At 65.3% G+C, this 20356-nt stretch carries 17 protein-coding genes; 14 read left to right on the plus strand and 3 right to left on the minus strand.

Features of this window, described 5'->3' with window-relative positions:
• The first annotated feature begins 35 nt into the window (after positions 1-35).
• From LVJ94_50175 to LVJ94_50185, 3 genes are all read left to right on the plus strand, one after another.
• Positions 36-2474 (plus strand): hypothetical protein, encoded by a 2439-nt coding sequence (locus LVJ94_50175; GenBank protein WXB05050.1) that lies wholly within the window; start codon positions 36-38, stop codon positions 2472-2474.
• Between the two features lie 48 nt (positions 2475-2522).
• Complete coding sequence (locus tag LVJ94_50180) at positions 2523-4949, plus strand: hypothetical protein (GenBank protein ID WXB05051.1); 2427 nt, start codon at positions 2523-2525, stop codon at positions 4947-4949.
• Between the two features lie 112 nt (positions 4950-5061).
• The gene (locus LVJ94_50185) at positions 5062-5655 is read left to right on the plus strand and encodes a TetR/AcrR family transcriptional regulator (protein WXB05052.1); all 594 of its coding nucleotides are present in this window, start codon (positions 5062-5064) and stop codon (positions 5653-5655) included.
• Between the two features lie 94 nt (positions 5656-5749).
• Here LVJ94_50185 and LVJ94_50190 read toward each other — a convergent pair whose 3' ends face one another.
• Complete coding sequence (locus LVJ94_50190; protein ID WXB05053.1) at positions 5750-6025, minus strand: GNAT family N-acetyltransferase; 276 nt, start codon at positions 6023-6025, stop codon at positions 5750-5752.
• A 627-nt stretch (positions 6026-6652) separates the two neighbouring features.
• On the opposite strand from LVJ94_50190, the gene LVJ94_50195 reads away from it, so the two are divergent.
• Positions 6653-8686 carry a neutral/alkaline ceramidase gene (locus LVJ94_50195; protein ID WXB05054.1) on the plus strand — a complete coding sequence of 678 codons (2034 nt, stop codon included), beginning with the start codon at positions 6653-6655 and terminating at the stop codon, positions 8684-8686.
• Positions 8687-8784: 98 nt separating this feature from the next.
• Complete coding sequence (locus tag LVJ94_50200; GenBank protein ID WXB05055.1) at positions 8785-9375, plus strand: TetR/AcrR family transcriptional regulator; 591 nt, start codon at positions 8785-8787, stop codon at positions 9373-9375.
• 172 nt (positions 9376-9547) lie between these two features.
• Here the strand turns inward: LVJ94_50200 and LVJ94_50205 are convergent, their stop codons facing one another.
• Both LVJ94_50205 and LVJ94_50210 read right to left on the minus strand, forming a co-directional pair.
• A complete protein-coding gene (locus tag LVJ94_50205; GenBank protein ID WXB10823.1) occupies positions 9548-10132 on the minus strand; it encodes a CGNR zinc finger domain-containing protein in 585 nt (194 codons plus the stop codon).
• A gap of 13 nt (positions 10133-10145) precedes the next feature.
• The gene (locus LVJ94_50210) at positions 10146-11132 is read right to left on the minus strand and encodes a Xaa-Pro aminopeptidase (protein ID WXB05056.1); all 987 of its coding nucleotides are present in this window, start codon (positions 11130-11132) and stop codon (positions 10146-10148) included.
• Between the two features lie 160 nt (positions 11133-11292).
• Here LVJ94_50210 and LVJ94_50215 point away from each other — a divergent pair, with 160 nt between their 5' ends.
• From LVJ94_50215 to LVJ94_50255, 9 genes are all read left to right on the plus strand, one after another.
• Positions 11293-12501: an alginate lyase family protein gene (locus LVJ94_50215; protein WXB05057.1), complete on the plus strand. Its 1209-nt coding sequence runs from the start codon at positions 11293-11295 to the stop codon at positions 12499-12501.
• Between the two features lie 60 nt (positions 12502-12561).
• A complete protein-coding gene (locus LVJ94_50220; protein WXB05058.1) occupies positions 12562-13527 on the plus strand; it encodes a hypothetical protein in 966 nt (321 codons plus the stop codon).
• A 13-nt stretch (positions 13528-13540) separates the two neighbouring features.
• Entirely contained in the window at positions 13541-14203 is a 663-nt protein-coding gene (locus tag LVJ94_50225) for a sigma-70 family RNA polymerase sigma factor (GenBank protein ID WXB05059.1), read from the plus strand.
• Positions 14200-15189 carry a hypothetical protein gene (locus tag LVJ94_50230; GenBank protein ID WXB05060.1) on the plus strand — a complete coding sequence of 330 codons (990 nt, stop codon included), beginning with the start codon at positions 14200-14202 and terminating at the stop codon, positions 15187-15189. Before LVJ94_50225 ends, LVJ94_50230 begins: the two co-directional genes overlap by 4 nt.
• Positions 15186-16184, plus strand: a complete 999-nt coding sequence (locus tag LVJ94_50235; protein ID WXB05061.1) for a hypothetical protein — start codon at positions 15186-15188, stop codon at positions 16182-16184. The genes LVJ94_50230 and LVJ94_50235 overlap by 4 nt, the downstream gene beginning before the upstream one ends.
• The gene (locus LVJ94_50240; protein WXB05062.1) at positions 16181-16621 is read left to right on the plus strand and encodes a hypothetical protein; all 441 of its coding nucleotides are present in this window, start codon (positions 16181-16183) and stop codon (positions 16619-16621) included. The genes LVJ94_50235 and LVJ94_50240 overlap by 4 nt, the downstream gene beginning before the upstream one ends.
• 103 nt (positions 16622-16724) lie before the next feature.
• Positions 16725-17615: a hypothetical protein gene (locus tag LVJ94_50245; protein WXB05063.1), complete on the plus strand. Its 891-nt coding sequence runs from the start codon at positions 16725-16727 to the stop codon at positions 17613-17615.
• A gap of 73 nt (positions 17616-17688) precedes the next feature.
• Positions 17689-18690: a hypothetical protein gene (locus LVJ94_50250; GenBank protein ID WXB05064.1), complete on the plus strand. Its 1002-nt coding sequence runs from the start codon at positions 17689-17691 to the stop codon at positions 18688-18690.
• A 602-nt stretch (positions 18691-19292) separates the two neighbouring features.
• Positions 19293-20180, plus strand: a complete 888-nt coding sequence (locus tag LVJ94_50255) for a hypothetical protein (protein ID WXB05065.1) — start codon at positions 19293-19295, stop codon at positions 20178-20180.
• Positions 20181-20356: the final 176 nt, after the last annotated feature.

The following is a 20356-nucleotide window of genomic DNA, read 5'->3' on the forward strand; positions in this document are numbered from 1 at the left end:
CCCTCTTGGAAGAGGCCGTATAGTTCCGCCCCAGAATGAAAAGGGGACATCGTTCGTACCGCGTGAGGATGGCGCTCGCGGTGTCATGCGCAGGGCTTCTTTCGTGCGCGGGCATCCTCGGCATCGACGACTTGCCGGAGCAGTCGGGCAGCGGCACGACGGTGACCTTCGTATCGGGTACTGCGCAATCGGGTGAGGTGGGCAAGGAGCTCGCGCAGCCGCTCGTCGCGGAGGTGCACGATGCGAACGGTGCCCCTGTGTCGGGCCGCTCGGTGACGTTCACGGCGACCGCGGGTGGCGGCTACTTCTTGTCCGAGGTGACCGCGCTCACCGATCCGCAAGGGCGCGCGCAGACGCGCTGGGTGCTGGGCCCGGGGCAACGCAACGAGATCACCGCGGATGCGGAGGGCGCGAAGGCCACCGCGACGGCAACGGCGACCCATCCATGGCAGCTCGGGATTTTCGCCGGGCGGCCCGTGGGGCGCATGTTCCGCGATGGTAGCGCCGAGGACGCGCGCTTCGGCGATCCGAGCGCCCTCGCCGTGGGGGCCGATGGAAAGGTGTACATCGGCGACATCCTCGGCGACACCATCCGTCGGTTCGATCCTGCGACCAAGCAGGTCACCACCTTGGCGGGCCTCCCCGGCGTGGGCGCGACCCAAAATGGCGTGGGCTCCGCGGCGCGGTTCGTGTCGCCCTATGGGTTGACCTTCGACGGCAGCGGCCGGCTGATCGTGGCGTCCACGTACGCCAACAAGATTGCCCGCGTCGACTTGGGCAACAACGAGGTGACGTATTTCGCGGGCACGGGGGTGGCCGGCACCAATGCGAGCGACACCGACGTGTCCCGTGCGAACTTCAACGTGCCCTATGCGCTCGACTGGGATGCGAAGCGCAACGTCGTCTACGTCCTCGAGAACGGCAACCACGACATTCGCGAGATCGACCTGACGACGAGCCGGGTCACGACCCTCGCCGGCAACGCGGGGGCACCCCCGGAGTTCCGCGACGACGTCGGAACGGCGGCCCGGTTCAATTACCCCATGGGCATCACGCACGACGATCAAAAGATCTACATTTCGGATCGCGGCAACTGTCGCATTCGCGTGCTCGATCACGACTCCCGCACGGTCACCACGCTTGCGGGCGGCGGCAGCGTGGCGTGCACCTACGTCGATGGGGCCGACGGGGTCACATCGGGGCTCGTGGCGCCGGCCAACATCACCTACGCGGGCGGTGCGTTGTACGTGACCGATCGCGATGCGCACTCCATTCGGCGCGTCGACATCGCCACCGGCGCCGTCACGACCATCGCGGGCTCGCCGCCCTCCGCCGGTGCACCCAAGTTCGGCGCGAAGGACGGCCCGGGCGCCGAGGCGCTCTTTTTCCGACCGCACGGAATCGCGCCCACCCCCGACGGCAACGCGCTCTACGTGGGCGAGAGCGGCGGCACGGATGTGCGGCGCGTCGAATTGAAGCCGCCCTACAACGTGACGACCGTGGCCGCCACGGCGGTCGTTCCCACCGACGGCGATGCGCGCACGGAGGCCATTTTCTCCTCGCCGCGCGGTATCGCGCTCATCGGCGGAAAGCTCGTCATCGGCGAGGATCAAGGCAACGACATCCGCGCGCTCGCTCTCGCCACCAACCGCGTGCAACGGATTGCGGGGCGCGCCGACGAGAACTTTGGCACCCGCGATGGTGCGGGCAACGTTGCGGAATTCGCGTTTCCCGTCGCCATGGCCGCCGACGAGGCCGAGGGCGTCGTCTACGTGTCCGGCGGCGATCAACGCATTCGCAAGGTGAAGGTCGACACGGGCGATACGACCAGCATCGCGGGGAAAGAGTGGGAGCGCAGCTTCGCGGACGGTGTTGGGATCGCGGCGCGGTTCACCGACATTGGGGCCTTTGCCCTCGATGCGAAGGCGCGCAAGCTCTACATCGCCGACGCGGGCAACCACCGCGTCCGCGTCCTCGATCTGGCCACGCGCGCGGTGACCACCGTGGCCGGAAGCGTCGCCGGCCACCGCGATGGCCCCGGCGCGGACGCGCGCTTCTCGTTGCCGCGTGGGCTCGCGTTGAAGGACAATGTGCTCTACGTGTCGGATACAGGCAACCACGTCATCCGCCGCATCGAGCTCGATGGAAAGGGCTCGGGGACCGTGTCCACCTTCGCCGGGGTCCCGACCAAGGCTGCCACCATCGACGGCCGCGCCGCGGAGGCGCAATTCCAAGCGCCATGGAGCATTGCGCTCGATGGAGATCTCCTTTACGTGGCGGACGTCTTCAGCAACGCGTTGCGCCGAATTCACATTCCATCGGCCACCGTATCCACCTTGGTAGGAGGTCCTGGCGGAATCGGTCCTTCACCGGCGACGATGCCGCAAAAGCCTGCGTTTCTCCAGGTACGACCGGGCGGTGAGGTGCTTTTTACGTCGGAAGTGGAGAACGTCGTCTTCCGTCTCGGTCCGTGACGGTTTCGAGCACGACCGCTCGCGTGAGGGTATAGTTTCGCCCTGACGATGAAACATCGCTTCGTCTTCTTCTTTGGATGCGGCTCCTTGGTGGGGTGCGCTGGCATCTTGGGCATCGATAGTCTCCCGGAGCAGTCCGGCTCCGGCTACACCGTCACCGTCGTTTCGGGCGCAGGGCAATCGGGGCTCGTCGGAAAGGCGCTGGACGCTCCGGTGGTCGTCGAGGTGCGCGATGCGACGGGTGCGCCCGTGGCGCAGCGCAAGGTGACCTTTGCGGCCAGCAACGGCGGCGGCTATTTCACCGATTCCGTCGCTCCGGTGACCGACGCACAAGGGCGTGCGAGCATCCATTGGGTGCTCGGGCCCTCCGCGCTGAACGAGCTGCGTGCCACGTCGGAGGACGTGACCGCCACGGTCACCGCCACCGCGACGGATCCCTGGCAGTTCGCCGTGGGCGTCGGCCTTCCCGTGGGGCGCATGTTCCGCGATGGCATCGGCGATGCGGCGCGCTTTGGGGACGTTCTGGGGATCACCGCCGGCGGTAATGGGAAGTTGTATGTCACCGACAGTCTCGGCCACACCGTGCGCCAGATCGATCCCGTGTCGCGCGAGGTGACCACGCTCGCAGGCTTCACCGGCGCCTCGGGAACCACGCAGGGCATCGGTTCCGCGGGCAGGTTCAACACCCCGTTCGGGGTGGCGCGCGAAGGCGCCGGCACGTTGTTGGTGGCGAGCGTGAATGGTCAGGTCATCCAGCGGGTGGACCTCAACACACAGATGGTGAGTCTTCTCGCGGGAGGAAACGGGGTGGGCGCCGTCGACGGTACGGGTGCGGGCGCGCAGTTCAATCTGCCCTACGCCGTCGACTGCGACGATGCGGGGCAGGTGGCCTATGTCGCCGACCATGCCAATCACGTCATTCGGCAGATCAACCTGGTGACCGGTGAGGTGTCGACCCTCGCCGGCATCGCCGGCACCAAGGGTTTCGCGGACGGCAGTCTGACGACGGCGACGTTCAAGTTCCCCACGGGCATCACTCACAACGGGCGCACCCTCTATGTCAGCGACAACGCCAACGCGCGCATCCGCAAGATCGATCTCGATGCCAAGACCGTGTCCACCGTCTCCGGCGCCGCCGGCATCGAGCCCGCGGGCGGGTTCGTCGACGGCGACGCGGCCACCGCGCGCTTTACGGCCATCATCGGGCTGACGTATTTCGATGGCTTCCTCTACGTGGCCGATCGCCAGGCCCACGCCATTCGCAAGGTCGACGCCAACACGGGCGCGGTGACCACGATCGTGGGCTCGCCGCCCTCGGCGGGTGTCAAATTCGGTGCGCTCGATGCCGTGAATGGAGTCGAGGCGCGCTTGTTCCAGCCGCACGACGTGGCGGTGGTCGTGGGCCCCGAGGGCGCGGCGTTGTATGTCACTGAAGCTGGCGGCACCGACGTGCGCCGTGTGCTGCTCAAAGACAACTACCCGGTCACCTCGTTCGCGGCCAAGGCCGTCGTGCCCACCAACGGCGACGCGCGCAAGGAGGCCATTCTCGATTGGCCGCGCGGGCTCGCCCTCGCCTCGGACAGGCTGCTCATCGCCGAAGCCATTGGCGCCGACATCCGCCACGTCGACTTGAAGACCAACGTCGTCACCCGTCTTGCCGGTGCCGACGACGAACGAAACGATCCCATCGACGGCGTGCCCGCGCGTTTCGGTTACCCGAACGCCGTTGCCATCGACGAGGCCAAGGGGTTCGCGTACGTCGCCAGCGGCGATCAGCTGGTGCGCCAAATTGCACTGGCCACGGGCGAAACCAAGACCATTGCCGGTGAGGCCTGGTCGCGCGGCACCATCGACGGTCCTGGGAAGAGCGCCCGCTTTCAGGACGTGCAGGGCATCGCGCTCGATCCCGTCGGGCAAAAGCTCTACTTGGCCGACACGTTGAGCCACCGCATTCGCGTGCTCGATCTCGCGTCGGCGGACTACCGCGTGAGCCCCGTCGCGGGCAGCTCTCTCGGCTACACGGACGGCTCGAACGTCGAGGCGACCTTCAACACGCCGCGCGCGCTCGCCTTCCACGACAACGCCCTCTACGTTGCAGACAGCGGCAACCACGTCATTCGGCGCGTTGCGCTCGATGCGAGTGGCTACGGGCAGGTGACCACGTTCGCCGGCAACCGCGGCGAAGCCAAGCACGTCGACGGGGCCCTTCTCGATGCGCGTTTCCTCACGCCCAGCAGCCTCGCCTTCCAGGGGGACCTGCTTTACCTGGTGGACATCGACGGAAACGCTCTTCGGCGTATCCACATCCCATCGGGGACCGTTTCCACCCTTTTGGGCGGCCCCGCCGGGGCGCCTGCCGGCCCGGGACCCCTTTCCATGCCCAAAAAGCCGGCCTATCTGGCCGTTCGACCGAACGGCGAGGTACTGTTTACGACCTATGAGGAGAACGTGGTGTTTCGGCTCGGACCCCCCTAATTGTCACGAGACCATCAGGTCCGACCGCTCGACTTGCCTTCGCACGCACTGCGGCTTACACTATTGATGACGACTAACATTGAATCTGAATCGGCGAGGAACGGCAAAAGAGATGCGACTTTCGAAGGAACAGGCTGCCCGTAACCGGCAAAGCATCATCGATGCAGCAGCGCGTCTGTTTCGCGAGCGCGGAATCGACGGTGTGGGCGTTGCCGATCTCATGAAAGCGGCCGGCTTTACGCACGGCGGGTTCTACAATCATTTCCCCTCGAAGGAGGCGCTGGCGGCGGAAGCTTGCACGGCCGCATTCGAAGGGGTCATCGGCGAGATCACCGCCAGGATGGAGGCGGGGCCGGCCGGTTCCGCGTTCTGGCAATACCTCGAGGAGTACCTCTCGCCCGAGCACCGTGACGATCCCAACGGCGGATGCCCCACGGCCTCCCTCGCGGTCGACGCATGGCGGCAAGGCGAACAGGTGCAAGGCGCCTACGCCGACGGCATCGAGGGTGTGCTCGGCATCTTCGCCGCCCAGCTCTCCAAGTCGTCCTCGGGCAAAAAGCGCGACGCCGCCGCCGCCCGCGAACGCGCCGTGCGGCTCCTCAGCGAAATCGTCGGCGCCGTGGTTCTCGCCCGCGCGGTGGTCGGTGCCAACCCGGCGCTCTCGGACGAAATCCTTCAATCGTGCCGCGAAAAGCTCGGCACCTAACTGTGCCCTCCCGAAGAGGGGATTCACAGGAAGGCGGGAAGACGGGAAGGTTTTAGAATGGACTGCGGTCCGAGATTTGCGCTTTGAAAAATCTCTAAACCTTCCCGCCTTCCCGTCTTCCTGTGAAATTCTCTTGGCCGAGCGCGAGCCAGAGTCGGGGGCGGGCCCATGTGATCTTGCCATGGGGTGGCACCAGGCCCGTGCGCTCGGCGCCCATGGCCAGGTAGAAGTCTTCGGCGGCAGGGTTCGAGACGATGAGCACCCCGGGGGCGTCGTACCCGCGCGCCGTGCTCTTCATATGTAGAAATAGCTTCTTGCCGATTCCAGCACCCGCGAAGGGCGTATCGACGAAGAAGAGATCGAGCTCCAACGCAACATTCGACGAGTCGTCCTGGTCTCGACACTGTGGTGCAGTCGTGCAGCGGCAGCGGGACAACCCCGGCGGGGCCGGCGCCCTAGTCCGCTTTTCGTGCGATGATCGCTGGGCGTTATGGCGATCCGTTCCTTCTGACCCGGGACATCGCGCCGGTCTCGCCGGTTCCGTCCCGCTGCCGCGGTTCTCGCACGAGGATGACTCGAGACCGGTACGCTCAATCGACCGATACCGTAGGCGCTCGACGATAAGACTGTAAAATCCCACGACGTCATTTTCGATTTGCGCAACGTAGGTCGGGTGCGCTTCCAGGTATTCGACGGACAGCGTCATACTCCGAACGAGGTCGCGCTTTTCCGCCTCGTAGCCGTGCGAGCGCTGCACGATGGTGGACAATCGTGGTGCATCGTCGTGTCGGGCAGGTCGAATAGCGAGTTCACTCATTTGGTTTCTACCCGAGGGTAGGGACGCGTAATGCTCGCGGAAAGGTTGCAGCGGCCGAAATGCAGCGCGAGCATTCGCTAAGAAAATGCTTTCTCAAGCAGAGAACGCGCTTGGAACGGCTGCGAAGGAAGCATATTGCAAATCACTATGATGATGCGTAATCCCATTCGAGGTAGATCATTGGTCCTCGCAACCCTGATGGTCGCACCCGCCAGCCTAGCGTTTGGCTGTTCGGTGGACGCGTCATCGACGGCCGATGGAAAGAGCGAAAGTGCGGCCACCCTGGACGAGCCGTACCTGGTCGGGCGTGGTATCGCGGACATCACCGGCGAGGCCGCAGAAGGCCACGGCGCGAATTATGGGCGGCTCGATCAGTCGACGGTCGGCATCCACATTCGCCAGCGGTCGCGTGCCTTCATCGTTGCCGATCGCACCACCGGCAAGCGGGTGGTTCTCGTCACGGCGGATGCCGGGTCGATGTATGCCAGCGTACGTCAGGCCGTGCTGGCGAAATTGAATGCCAAATACGGGTCGACCTACAACGAACGGAATATTCTTCTCGCGGTCACGCACACGCACGGCACGCCGGGAGGATATGCCGATTACAGTTTGTACAACATCGTGACCTTCGGCTTTCACCAGCAGACGTTCCAGGCGCTGGTCGACGGTGTGGTGGAATCGATCGATCGCGCCCATGCCGACTTGGCGCCGGGGACCCTGGCCCTGGGGCGCGGGGAGCTCAACGACGCCAGCGCCAATCGATCGCGCCTGGCCTTCGATCGTCTCCCGTCGGGTGAAAAATCGCTATTCCCCAATGCGATCGACCCCACGAGCCTCGTGTTGCGGTTCGATCGCGGCGGCAGCCCGGTGGGCGCGCTCAATTGGTTCCCCACGCACGGCACCAGCATGACCGGCGACAATGGCTTCATCACCGGCGACAACAAAGGATACGCCGCTCTCCACTGGGAGCGTGACGTCAATGGGGTGAACTACCGCAGTGGGGGGGCGAGCTTCGTGGCCGCCTTTGCGCAGACGAACGCCGGCGACATGAGCCCGAACCTCGACTTGAAGCCGGGCACGGGGCCCACGAGCGACCAATTCGTCAACACGCGCATCATCGGCACCCGGCAGTACCAAACGGCGCGCGCGGCCTTCGATCAGCCGTCCGAAGCCATTGGCGGAAGCATCGATTACCGCCTTTCGTACGTCGAAATGGAGAAGTTGACGGTGGGGCCCGAATTCACCGGCGACGGCCAATCGCACACCACGTGCGGGGCCACGTTGGGGGCCGCCTTTGCCGCGGGAAGCACGGAGGACGGGCCCGGGCCGGAAATCTTCAAGGAGGGCGTGGGCAACAATCCGCTCATCGAGACGGTGACCAAGGCGCGCTACAAGGCCTCGGACGAACTGCGGCGGTGCCAAGCGCCCAAGGACATTTTGCTCGACACCGGCGCTTTGAATTTCACCGCGAAGATCCTGCCCATTCAATTGGTGCGCATTGGGCAGATTTACGTGGTCTCGCTGCCCTTCGAGCCCACCATCGTCGCCGGGTTGCGTTTGCGCCGCACGGTGGCGCAGCGGCTGGGGATCGACGCGAAGAACGTGGTCGTTGCCGGATACGCCAATGACTATGCCGGGTACCTCACGACGCCCGAGGAGTACGATCAGCAGGACTACGAAGGTGGCCACACCATGTATGGGCGCTGGCAGCTTCCGGCCGCCCTGCAAGAGGTCTCTCGCCTGGCCGACGATTTGAAGGCCGGTCGCCCGAGCGTGGCGGGGCCCAATCCGCCCGGGCCGGGGGGGCGCGAGGCGTTTCAGGCGGGCGTGGTGTTCGATGCGCCGGCCATTGGCTACAACTACGGCGACGTCGTGACGCAGCCCAATGCGAGCTATGCCCGCGGGCAGCAGGTGAGCGTGGTCTTCGACGGCGCGCACCCGAAGAACAACCTGCACCGGGGCGGTACCTTCCTCGAGGTGCAGCGCAAGGTGGGCAGCGGCTGGCAGACCGTGGCCGACGACGGCGATTGGTCGACCAAGTACCATTGGGAGCGGTGGGGCGTGGCCGCATCGCGCGTGACCATCACCTGGGACGTACCGGCCGATGCGGAGGCGGGGACGTACCGCATTCTCTACCAAGGCGATGCCAAGGAAATCGGTGGAACCATTACTCCGATTTCAGGCACCTCGCGCGAGTTCGCCGTTTCGCCTTAGCTCGCCGCTTCTCCCGGAGTTCTGCCGAGGGCGCGAGCCTTGACCGTCGAAGTATTGTCGTTATATTACGACAATACTTCGTGCGTACGGTCGGGAGCATGAACGCCAAAGAAGAGCAAAAGGAACGGTCCCACGAAACGATCCTCGAGTCGGCCAGCCGGCTCTTGCGGGAAAAGGGGATTGCGGGCGCCCGCGTCGCCGAGGTCATGAAGGGCGCCGGACTCACCGTGGGCGGCTTCTATGCTCACTTCGATTCGAAGGAGGCGCTCATCGAAGCGGCGCTGCGGCGCACGGCCGCGGGCATGCGGCGGCGCCTCTTCACGAAGCTGGAGGACAAGCCTCCGGCGGACCGTGCGGAGGTCGTGCTCAAGCGCTACCTCTCGGTCGCGCACCGTGATGCGGCGACGGAGGGCTGCCCGTTTCCCGCGGTGGTCGGAGAAATTGCAACCACCGCACCCGAGCACGGGGAAATTCTGAGCCAGCAAGTGGAGGCGTTGGTTGGCGAGTTGGAGGCGCATCTGCCGCCGGCGGGGCCACTCTCCCGGCGGCACCTCGCGATCGCCCTGGTGGCCCTCATGACGGGGGGACTCAGCCTCGCCCGCGCGCTGCGCAGCACCGAGCTTTCCGACGAAGTGCTGCGCGCATGCCGAGCACTCGGCGCCTTCGCGGCGCGGGCAACCGCGGCTTAAGGAGGCGAGAACTTCACAGGAAGACGGGAAGTTTTGGAGTTTTCAATCCGCCCAGTGGGCCCATTGGCAACCAACAAAAAAGCGTTCCACGCTGCCGCGCGCCGATAGCCCTTCCCGTCTTCCCGTCTTCCTGTGAAATTTCTCGAGCCGTTTCCTCTACGTAGTCGCGTTGTCACGCGCCGCGTTGGCGGGCGCGGAAGGCGCGGGCTTTCGCGGCACCGCCGCAGGTGCGCATTTCGCACCAGCGGCGCAGATGGTTGCGGCTGGTGTCGACGAAGAGCCAGCCGCAGGCATCCCCCTCGCACTCGCGCAGCGCGTGAAGGCGTCGCCGCGAGCGCACGAAGGCGAGCGCCGACCACGTGACCCGCTCCAGGACGCCGCAGCCAGCCGCGTCCTCCGGCCACACGAGGGCCAGGCGCGGTTTCGTGGAACTCGCGGAACGCGGCGAGAGCTGCGCCGCTGATAGGGTGCGCTTGGCCTCGCGCTCGAAGGCGCGAAGCGCGGGCTCGGGCGGCTCCTGCCCGTGTGCAAGGGGCACGAGCACGCGGCGCAAAACGAGGCGCAGGCGCTTCGTGTCGTTCATCAGCGATGCGGGCGGGCTCGCGGCAAGGGCACGAGCCTCGGGAATTTTCGCTTCGCGTGCCCAGGTGGCGAGCGCCCCGGCATCCGTCAACCGGTCGTTGATCTCCGCGTCCCCGTTCCACGAGGACGTGTTCACGAAATCGAGACAGAGGGCTCCACCGACGAACGTAAACATCACGCCCGCCAGTCTACTTCGACGGCGCCAGTCCGAGCTCGCTCATCGCCACGCGGTAGATGTCGCCCTTCTTGCCATCGCCGATGCCGGTCACGGCGCGTTCGTCGCGCGGGTCGTCGAAGCGCTCGCCGAGGGGACCCTGGTAGGGCCGCGTGCTGCTGAAATAGAGCCACTTCCCGTCGGGGGTGACGCTTTGATTGAACTCGCGGGCGGGCGTGTTCAGCGCACGGAGTGGACGCGCCTTCTCCCACGCGCCGTCGATGCGGCGGCTCACGTAGAGGTCGTAGCTGCCGACGGAGTCGGGGCGCCGGAGGGCGCTGAAGATCATGTAGCTCTCATCGGGTGCGATCCACGGCTCGACCTCGTGGCCCTGCGTGTTGATCGCCTCGCCGAGGTTCTCCGGTTCGAGGTAGCTGCCGTTGGCACGCCGCGCGACCCAGAGATCCGAGCCACCGCGGCCGCCGGCGCGCTCGCCGCCGAAGTACAGATTGCCATTGGCCGCAACCATGGGCGACCAATGATCGACCTTGGCATCGTTGAACGGCGCCGCGAGGCGCTGGGCCTCGCCCCACGCGCCGTCGGCCTGGCGCTCGGCGAACCAGATGTCGAAGGTGGGCCGCACGGGATCGGCGGTGCGGCCGGACAACGGCCGGTTCGAAATGAAGAAGACCGTTTTGCCGTCGGGGGAAATGTGCGGGTCGGCGTTGCTGCCCTGGGTGGCGAAACGCGGTTTGACGGGTGACGACCAACGCCCCGCCGGATCGCGACGGGTCTCGAAGATGTCGAAGGCTTCGAAGGCGTCGTCGGCGCGGCAATGAAAAACGTTGGTTTGGTCCGGGGAGAAGGCCAAGAAGAAGTCCCACGCGCCGGTGGTGAAGAGCCCCGCTCCGTACAGCTCGGGCCCTTTGTTCGCGGGGGCCGATGACGGTCCCGGAGGCGGCGAAGCGTGGCACGCGCCAAGAAAGAAGGGGAGGGCAACGTAACCTATGAAACGACGCATACTGGTGACGTACGGGATCGGGCCCGCGCTGTCAACGCAGGGCGGCAGCGATCGCGATCCAGATGATCAGCGATCGGACGGATCATGAGCGGTTTGCGCGAATTGATACCGGTGTCAATTGGAATGGCCGGTGCATCCATGAGCGCCCGAGGAGGCATCGATGCGAAATCCGTTGTGGCTAGGGGCGCTGCTCGTGGCGGCGTCGTTTTGGAACTGTGCGCCGGCGGAGAGCGACGACGGCGCCGTCGAGGAAACCCGCGAGGCTCCGCTCGCACCGGCCGTGTTCACGCACCCCGGTGTCTTGGTGAGTCGTCAGCAACTGGACTTCGTGCGGCAGCAGGTGAACGCAGGCGCGCAGCCCTGGGCGAACGCCTATTCGCAAATGCTCTCGCACTCGCTGGCCTCGCAGTCGCGGACGCCGCACCCGCGGTCCGTGGTGGAATGCGGCCCGTATTCCAACCCGAACCTCGGCTGCACGGACGAACGCCAGGACGCATTGGCCGCCTATGCCAATGCCCTCGCTTGGTACGTCTCGCGTGACACCCGATATGCGAACAAGGCCATCTCCCTCATGGACGCCTGGTCGTCCACGATTACCGATCATACGAACAGCAATGCTCCGCTGCAGACGGCATGGTCCGGGGCAGGCTGGTCGCGGGCCGCGGAGATCATCCGGCATACCGGGGCGGGCTGGTCACAGGCCGGCATCAACCGATTTGCCACCATGTTGCGCAACGTGTACTTGCCGGAAATCATCAACGGGCGACCCAGCACCAATGGCAATTGGGAAGCGACCATGATGGAAGCCGCCATCGGCATCGCGGTCTTCCTCGAGGATCGCACGGCCTACGATCGCGCGGTGAGCATCTTCCGCACGCGCGTGCCCGCGTACATCTATCTTGCCTCCGACGGCGCTTTGCCCAAGGCGCCGCCGAACAGCGGCATCGACACCCGGCAAGAGATCATCAACTATTGGCAGGGGCAATCGACGTTCGTCGATGGCCTGTCGCAGGAGACGTGCCGCGATTTCACCCATACCGGCTACGGGCTCGCATCCATTGCCAACTTTGCCGAAACGACGCGCCACCAAGGGCAAGATCTTTATCCCGAGATCCAGGATCGCTTGCGACAAGCAATGGGCTTTCATGCCAAGTACGACTTGGGGGAGGCGCCTCCGTCGTGGCTCTGCGGCGGCACGATCCATCGCGGATTGGGGCCCATTTTCGAGGTGGGCTTCAATGCCTTGCACAACCGGCTTGGCTTCGACATGCCCAATACGCAACGCTATGTGGAGGGGCGCAGGCCGTCGGGAACGAATGTGCTCTTCGTGGGTTGGGAAACGTTGACTCACGCCAACAACCCGTACTGAACGACCTGGGGACGCATGCGGGCCGACCGCACGGGCTAGCGACGTGATAGGAGACACGTCGTGCATCGGCTCGGGATGAAATTGGCCACAGCGGCCGCAGGGGTTCTGCTGGCCTTCGACGCGAACGCGGCGCCAGGCTCGGAGGTCCCGTTGCACGTGCAGTTCGCGCCGGACAGCGCATGCCTCGACGACGACGCACTGGCGCGGGAGCTGCGCGCGCGCGGGCTTCGCCCCGCCGAGCCGGGGGAAACATCGCGGGCCGATGTCAAAGTGCAGGCCCGTCCCACGGGACCTGGCTACGAAGCAACCATGGTGCTGATGACGCCAGGCGATGCACCCGCCGTGCGGGTCCTCGCCGCGGCGTCGTGCGAAGAGGTGTGGAGCTCGTTCGCGCTGACGCTCGCCTTGGCGCTCGCGCAGCTTCCCGACGCACCCGTGGAGGTCAAGCCGCCGGCGCCCGAGCCCCCGCCGCCACCCGCGCCCGTGCCCGCCCCGGAGAAAAAGCTGCTCTTCGATGTGGGCGCGCTCACGCGGGTGAATTTCGGCGTGACGCCGAACGCGGCGATCTCCATCGGCCTGGCCGGCGACGTCGAGTTCCGCCGCGACAAGGGGATGCATGCCTACCGCGCCCGCTTCGGGATTTTCACCGTCCCCGCGTCGATGTCGTCGAAGGGCAAGTACGCCCTGCAGGCGGTCGAACTCGGGTTCTGCCCGCTGCGGTTTGCCTCGCCCGAGGTGGTGCATTCCCCCGTGGTCCTGCGCCCCTGTGGCACACTCGAAGTCGGGCGCTTGCAAGGCGCCGCGGAAGGGCAGGCGTCCGGGGAGCTCGGGTCCAGCCTGTGGATGGTCCTCAAAGCCGGCGCATCCGCCCGCTGGATGCCCACGCGTCCGCTTTTCATCGAGGTCGAGGCCGCCCTGGGGCTACCGATTGCCCGTCCAGCCTTCTCGTACGGTGGCAATGTAATATTCGAAACACCTTGGATTATCGGTCATGCTGGGATCTTCGCGGGACTTCTCTTTCCGTGATCCGGGGGCGTCGATGACGGACACATTGTCTTCAAGATCCGTGTCGCAAGCCGTTCTCCACGCCGACTATCCAGGGGATTCCGAGTCGCTCGATCCCGACCTGCTCGATCCCGACGCCTTCGAGGGCGAATCGAGCGATGGGCCGGGCCAGCCCATGGACCCCGTGCGCGTCGCCCGCCTCGTGCAAGCGCACCACGCCTTCGTGTGGCGCTCGCTCCGCCGGCTCGGGGTGATCGCGAGTGACGTGGACGATGCGACGCAGAAGGTGTTCCTCGCGGTCACGCGCAAGTGTGCCGGTGTACCGCCGCATCGGGAGCGCTCCTTCCTATTTGCGACCGCCGTGCGCATCGCCGCGAACGAGCGTCGCGCCCAGAGCCGCAAGCGCTACGCTGGCGCGGAGGATCTCGATGTTTACGGAGGCGAGGGGCCGAGTCCTGAACAAACCACCGCCGATCGGGCACTCCTCGACAAGATCCTGGCGCCGCTGCCGCTGAACCTTCGCAGCGTTTTCATTCTTTTCGAGCTCGAGCAAATGACGAAGCAGGAAATTGCAGCCGTGCTCGACCTCCCCGAAGGGACCGTCGCCTCCCGTTTGCGGCGCGCCCGCGAGCTGGTGGAGGCGACGATTGTGCGTCTGCGCGCGCAGAACGGGCGAGATGGGCGAGGTGCAACATGAGCGACTTTCGACGCTTGCGTGAACTGCACGAGGACGACGCCATCGGCGCCGCGTTCCGCTCGGCCGATATGGACGGCCCCGAGACGGGGGCCGACACGAAGCTGCTCGCCGCGCTCGGCGTGGGTGTTTCGGCCATCGCCATGGCCGCCGCCACCGCGCCAGCCGCGACGACGGCGGCCGCGGGGGCTGCCGGTGCGGCAGGTACCGCCGGTGCGGCGGGTGGGTCGGGGCTCTTGGCCAAAGTGGGCGGCGGTTCGCTGCTCGCGAAGTGGGTCGCGGGTTCGGTGCTGGTCGTGTCCACGTCGGTGGTGGGGACCATGCTGGTCGAGTCGCCGAAGAAGGCGCCGGCGACCACCGCCGTGGCCTCTGCCCCGGCATCGCCCAAGGTGCAGGTGGCGTCACCGCCGCGCACCGCGGAGCCGGTCGTGCCCGCGGTCGAAGAGCCGGCCCCCGCGCCCCCGGCGGTGGAGGAAGCTTTGCCGGCGCCGGTGGTGACGCCCCCGCGCGTGCGCTCGGCGGCGCGTCCTGCCTCGAGTCCCCGAGAGGCTCCGATGGTCGAGTTGCCCAAGCCTGCCACGGCGCAAGCCGAGGCGGCGCCGTCCGCGTCGGCGGAGGGGCAAGACCCCGCCGCTCTGGAGCAGGCGCGCGGGATGATGGCCTCGGCACGGTCGCTCGCACCGGAGTTGAGCGAGTTGGATCACGTGCGCTCCTTGCTCGCGGCGGGCCGCGCATCGAACGCGCTGGATGCCGTCGATAGGTACCGGCGCGCCTTTCCGAAGGGCATTCTCATGCAAGAGTCCGAGGTTTTGCGGCTGGACGCGCTCGTGCGCCTCGGGGAGCGCGACGCCGTCGAACGCGAGGGCCGCGCGTTCTTGGAGCAGCATCCGCAAAGCCCGCAGGCCGCGCGCGTTCGTGCGCTACTCTTACGAAACGATCAGGAGCGGCCCCGCGAGCGGGTCCTGGGGGCCTCGCCCCAGGCGAAATGACGTCGAGCCCCACTGCCCGCGCGCTGATTCTTCTATGCAGTCTCGTCGCGCTCGGATGCCGCAACGAAGTGTCGCTCGGGCAACCTCCGGGGGAACCACCGCCTCCGAGTCCGACGAGGTCGTGCGTGCGGGCGGCGGAGCCGGGGCTCTTCGCCGAGGTGAGCGCGGATTACGGTCCGATCCGCGCCATGCTGGGCAATCCCGACGACGGGGTGTACGTCGTTGCGGCGCCCGATGGGGCACCAGGAACGCTCTTGCGCGCGCGCGAAGGCCGCGCCGAGCCCATGGGCATGGTGGGGATCGGGCCTGCGCAGATGGCCCTAGGCGAACACAGCATCTACGTCACCTGTCCCCAGAGTGGCCAGGTGTTTCAGCTCTCTCTGAACCAGCCCAAAATCGAATCGCTCGCCGGTCAGGAGAACGTGCGGGCCATCGCGGCGGGCCCGTCTGACATCGTCTATTGGGCCCTGGCCACCGAGAAGGGATCGGTTCGAAATTACTCCTTCGGTTCGAGCCCCCCGCAGGACCTGATGTCCACGCCGTTCCCGACCTCGCTCGCCTACGATGGTACGGCGCTCTTCGCCAGCGGTGATGGACCGATCGCCGTGTACGATTTTTCATACTACCGACGCAGGGGGAACCTTCCCGGTCGCTGCGATGGTCGCATGCTCGTCCTCACGGAGTGGGATATCCTTTGCGCCGACGGCGGCGCGATCAACCAGATGGCCCGCAGCGGATACAACGAGGTCAACACGCGTGCGACGTTTCCGGATGCCACCGTATTCGACCTCGTGGCGGGCGCGGGACGCGTCTTCTTTCGTCTGGCGCCGCGCGACGGAAAGCCTGAATCGCAACGCATCATGGCCATGCCGATCGAAGGTGACGCCAAGCCCACGGTGTTCGCGACCTTGCCGAGCGGCGGTCAATCCCTCGCGATGGATCGATGCCATCTCTATGCGAGCTCGGGAAGCTCCATCATGCGGTGGCCGCTATGACGTCTCGCTCGTTCGTGGCGTGCATTTCGTTCCTCTTGGTAGCGTGCCTCGACCCGCCGGGATACGTCCCCGGGGGCCGGTACATGGGGCCTTCTAGGGAATGCGGTGCGCCCAACGAGCTCCCCTTCGATGACAGTTGCCGCCAGCGGTGCAACGTCACGCACGATTGTCCGATCAATCTATGGTGCACGTACACGGGTCGCTATGACCGCGTTTGCCTCGACTATCCGCGTTGCGGATACCTCGATAGCGATACCGAATGTGCGCCGGCCGTCGTCGGTGATCCCACCAGTTGCGCGGGCAATGCGCAGTGGCGCGAGCGGCTGTTGTCCGGCGATCCGGCTTGCGGAGTAGCCCATCAGGTCCGTCGTTGCCAGCCCACACCCGATGGGTGCGCCCTGGTCGAGATGACGACGTACGATATCGGCACGCCTTGAAATAAATTCCGATCCGGAATCTCATTCCCGGACATCGTCACGAATGTACACGTTGCGCCGACTGGATGGCGTACGTGGCATATCGTGAAGAGGTAAATTAGGAATGAGCTCGAAGCATATCGTACGCGTGGGGGCTTTTTGTGTGGTGAGTCTCGTGGCCTGCGGCGGCAGCGACGGTGACGACGGAGGCTCCGGGAGTGGCACGGGGGCTCTTCCGAAGGACGGCGTGAAAGAAGCCACCATTCATGCGCTGAACACGAAGGGCGGCGAGGGGCCGAAATGGGGCTTTCAAGCAGCCTTCATCCAGGGGCGTGTGAGCTCCCACGGCGAAGAGTGCACGACCGACACCGTGGATGCCTGCACGATCCGCCTTTGCAAAGAAGGCAATCTCCCGAACCCCGAAGTTCCCCATGTCTACCTCGGCGCAGGCCCTATCACGCTCACGGGCGCTCGATTGCCGGCTCACGAGTTCCGCGCCATCAACCGCGTTGCCGGAAATCAGAGCTCCGTACTGCCTGGCGACCCGGCCATCTATTGGGACGGCGGCGAGGATATCCGCGTCGCAGCGGGGGGGCAACCCGACGGCGTTCCCGGATTCGAGACCACGCTGAAGGCTCCATCGTTCGTCACGGTGACGAATTCAATCTTCACGGAGCCGAGATTTGCTTTGGATACCACCAAAGATTTCGAAGTGACCTGGACCCACGAAGGGGCCGGCTCCGGTCAAACCGTCGTGCGCTTCGGCCAGTCCGCAGATGTTGGGATCAAGTACGTCTCGCAAGTCGCGTCGTGTACTTTCCCTGCGAGCAGCGACCGAGGAACGATCCCCGCGTCCGTGCTGCAACGGCTGAAACCGTTCTTGGAGGCTTCGCTGTCCATCACGGCCATCGAAAAGCGGACGGTGACCGCAGGCGATTGGAACGTGGAAGTGGAGCTGGGATCCCGTACCGGTGCAGGTGAAAAGCCGGGCGAATACGCAGTGAATTTCAACTAGCGGAGGCGCGCAAACGAGCGGCAGGGCGCGCACGTTCATGCTACTCCCGAATCACGGAGCGCGCCCGATCGACATGACGCCGACCCGCATCGCCATCGCAGCCATCGTCGCTTGCAGCCTCGGCGCGCCCGCGTGCCGTGACGAGGTTTCATTGGGGAATCCTCGGTCGTACGGGCCTCCGCCGTCCCTGCTTCCCGCCTGTCCGGCAAGTGAGGAATTCGAGCTAATTGCCAACGTGGAGCCCAACGGCAGTCCCATTCGCGCCATGAAGGCGGACAATGACGGAATCTTCGTGGTGACGGGGACCGATGGCATTCCGGGCTCGCTCTTTCGCGTGACCGGCGGTTCGGTGCAATTCCTGGCCACCGTCGGCGTGGGACCGGAGGCGATCGCGGTGGGCCGCGACAGTGTTTTCGTCGCCTGTTCCCAGAGCTCGCAAGTGTTTCGTGTCGCGAAGGATGGGAGCACCACACTGTTCGTGGCCAATCAGCCAGGCGTACACACGCTCGTTGCGGCGGAATCGGACAATATGGCGTATTGGGTGCTGGCGGGCGATGGCGGGGCGGTTCGGCAGTACTATTTCGGCTCGAATGGATTCAATACGTTCGAAAGCGCGCTGCTGCCGGTGTCCATCGCCCACGATGGAAAATCGCTCTACGTCAGCCGGGGGCAGGGCCCGGTCCTCAAAGGGACGGGCTCGTTCTCGGACCCAACCGTCACGCTTCCCGGCCGGTGCGACGGTCGTATGCTCGCCCTCACCGAGCGGGATCTGCTCTGCGTCGATGGGAATGCCATCAACCGGATCCCGCGGGAGGGGCAGAGAGCGGCCACGACCCGTGCCGTTCTTCCCCCCGGTACGATATTCGACCTCGTGGTGGGGGCGGGCCGGGTGTTCTTTCGTTTCGAGCCGAAAGATGGCTATCCGGGACCGCCGCGCATCATGAGCATGCCCTTGGTAGGTGACGCCGCCCCGACCGTGATAGCCCGTTTGCCGGGTACGGTTCGGTTTCTCACCGCGGATGCATGCCATCTCTACGTTGCCGAAAAGAACGCGGTGATGCGGTGGCGGTTGTGAGGGGGGTCGCATTCGCCTCGTGCGTGTCGTTCGTGCTTCTGGCGTGTCTCGGCACACCGGACACGCCCCCGGATCGGCCGATCTTCGACTTTCGGAGTTGCGGTGCACCCGATGGTGTACCCTTCAGCGAATTTTGCAGGCAAGCGTGTGTGACGAGCCGCGATTGCTCGGTGGGCGAGTGGTGCATGTTCGTCGAGGGAGGCGATTCGACGGTGGGCACCCCCGTTTGCGTGGATTATCAGTATTGCGCGTACCTCGGGAGCGACACCGAATGTACTCCAACGAGCATCGGCGGCGTTGCGGGGTGCGCAAGCTCCGCGTCATGGCAGATCGAATCGCTCCAAGGTGATCCGGCCTGCGGTCGTGCTCATGACGTAACTCGCTGCACGACGACACCAAGTGGCGATTGTGTCTTGACGCCTCTGACGGCGTACGATGTCGGTCACCCGTGAAATAATATGATCCCAAAACGCTATTCGTGGACATTCTGTTCGTAGCGAAAACGCCAAAATGCGTAAAAGACGCAAGTGAGATAAATCCGATCCCGAGGCGGCCTTCGCGGACATTGCCACGACATAACGCTGTTGTCCGTGAGGGAGAATATGAAAATTCATAGTTTCATTGGGTGGGGAATGGGCATCGTTGGCATTTTCGGCATCGCCGCTTGCAGCTCGAGCGACGATGGCGACAGGAAGGCGCAAACGCCGCTCGTCACAGATGATGAGGAGCGCGACGCGGTGATCGATTTCGTCACGTACGGGAGCCAATTGAACGTGGGATATTCCGCGGCGGCCTGGTTCATGCGGGGGCGCGCGTATGGTCCAGGGCGGAGGGAAACCCAGGTCAAGGAGGGGGACTGCACGGTCACGAGATGGGAATACGTCGACCGTGAAGATCCCGAGCATCCGCCGGTTTTCGTGAGTGCGGGCGAAATTGCGCTGAGCGGGGGGAAAATACCGCCCAATTCGGGGATGAGGCATAGCGATGGCAGCTACCATCCGTACTACTATCCGTACTTTCACGGCACGGATTTGCTGTGGACGGGCGGAGAGGACGTCCGCATCGCGGCCGCGGGCAGTCCAAACGGAGTGGGCCCCTTCGAAGCCTCCTTGAAGGCTCCGTCGCACATCAGCTTGACGACACCCTCCTGGGATGAAGGCGCGACCATCGACCGTTCCAAAGATCTCGAGGTGGCCTGGACCCGCTCGGGGGCGGCTTCGGGAACGATCGAGGTGTCACTTGGCGCATGGGCAGAAAAACACCGAAGTGGTGTCGACGTGCTCTGCGCGTATCCGGCGAGCCGCGATGCGGTTGTGGTGCCGGCTTCGGTCCTCCAAGCGCTTCCGGCTGGCACGTCCGGTTCGATCCTCATCGAGGCCGCGGAACGGCAGACCATCACCGCGTCGTCGTGGAAGGTGAATCTGCGTCTCCGTACGGGGCCAGCTCAGACGAACGGACGACACACCTCCGGCCCCGTGACGTTCCTGTAGCCGCATCGACGAGCGGGACTGGCCATCCCGCTCCGTCCTTCGCGGAATTGTATTCTGAAATGGACTCGTGACGCGAAAGGGCGTTGGTGTAACGCCAAAATGTATAAAAAACGCAAGTGAGATAAATTCGATCCCATGTTGGCCTTCGCGGACATTGCCACGACGTAACGGACTTG

This window comes from Sorangiineae bacterium MSr11367 (assembly GCA_037157805.1).
In the GTDB taxonomy this organism is placed as follows: domain Bacteria; phylum Myxococcota_A; class Polyangia; order Polyangiales; family Polyangiaceae; genus Pendulispora; species Pendulispora rubella.

What these genes read in the sequence shown, in the direction of transcription:
- LVJ94_50175 (WXB05050.1), top strand. Translation starts at nt 36, where the DNA reads ATGAAAAGGGGACATCGTTCGTACCGCGTGAGGATGGCGCTCGCGGTG.
- LVJ94_50180 (WXB05051.1), top strand. Translation starts at nt 2,523, where the DNA reads ATGAAACATCGCTTCGTCTTCTTCTTTGGATGCGGCTCCTTGGTGGGG.
- LVJ94_50185 (WXB05052.1), top strand. Translation starts at nt 5,062, where the DNA reads ATGCGACTTTCGAAGGAACAGGCTGCCCGTAACCGGCAAAGCATCATC.
- LVJ94_50200 (WXB05055.1), top strand. Translation starts at nt 8,785, where the DNA reads ATGAACGCCAAAGAAGAGCAAAAGGAACGGTCCCACGAAACGATCCTC.
- LVJ94_50205 (WXB10823.1), bottom strand. Translation starts at nt 10,132, where the DNA reads ATGTTTACGTTCGTCGGTGGAGCCCTCTGTCTCGATTTCGTGAACACG.
- LVJ94_50210 (WXB05056.1), bottom strand. Translation starts at nt 11,132, where the DNA reads ATGCGTCGTTTCATAGGTTACGTTGCCCTCCCCTTCTTTCTTGGCGCG.
- LVJ94_50215 (WXB05057.1), top strand. Translation starts at nt 11,293, where the DNA reads ATGCGAAATCCGTTGTGGCTAGGGGCGCTGCTCGTGGCGGCGTCGTTT.
- LVJ94_50225 (WXB05059.1), top strand. Translation starts at nt 13,541, where the DNA reads ATGACGGACACATTGTCTTCAAGATCCGTGTCGCAAGCCGTTCTCCAC.
- LVJ94_50230 (WXB05060.1), top strand. Translation starts at nt 14,200, where the DNA reads ATGAGCGACTTTCGACGCTTGCGTGAACTGCACGAGGACGACGCCATC.
- LVJ94_50235 (WXB05061.1), top strand. Translation starts at nt 15,186, where the DNA reads ATGACGTCGAGCCCCACTGCCCGCGCGCTGATTCTTCTATGCAGTCTC.
- LVJ94_50240 (WXB05062.1), top strand. Translation starts at nt 16,181, where the DNA reads ATGACGTCTCGCTCGTTCGTGGCGTGCATTTCGTTCCTCTTGGTAGCG.
- LVJ94_50245 (WXB05063.1), top strand. Translation starts at nt 16,725, where the DNA reads ATGAGCTCGAAGCATATCGTACGCGTGGGGGCTTTTTGTGTGGTGAGT.
- LVJ94_50250 (WXB05064.1), top strand. Translation starts at nt 17,689, where the DNA reads ATGACGCCGACCCGCATCGCCATCGCAGCCATCGTCGCTTGCAGCCTC.
- LVJ94_50255 (WXB05065.1), top strand. Translation starts at nt 19,293, where the DNA reads ATGAAAATTCATAGTTTCATTGGGTGGGGAATGGGCATCGTTGGCATT.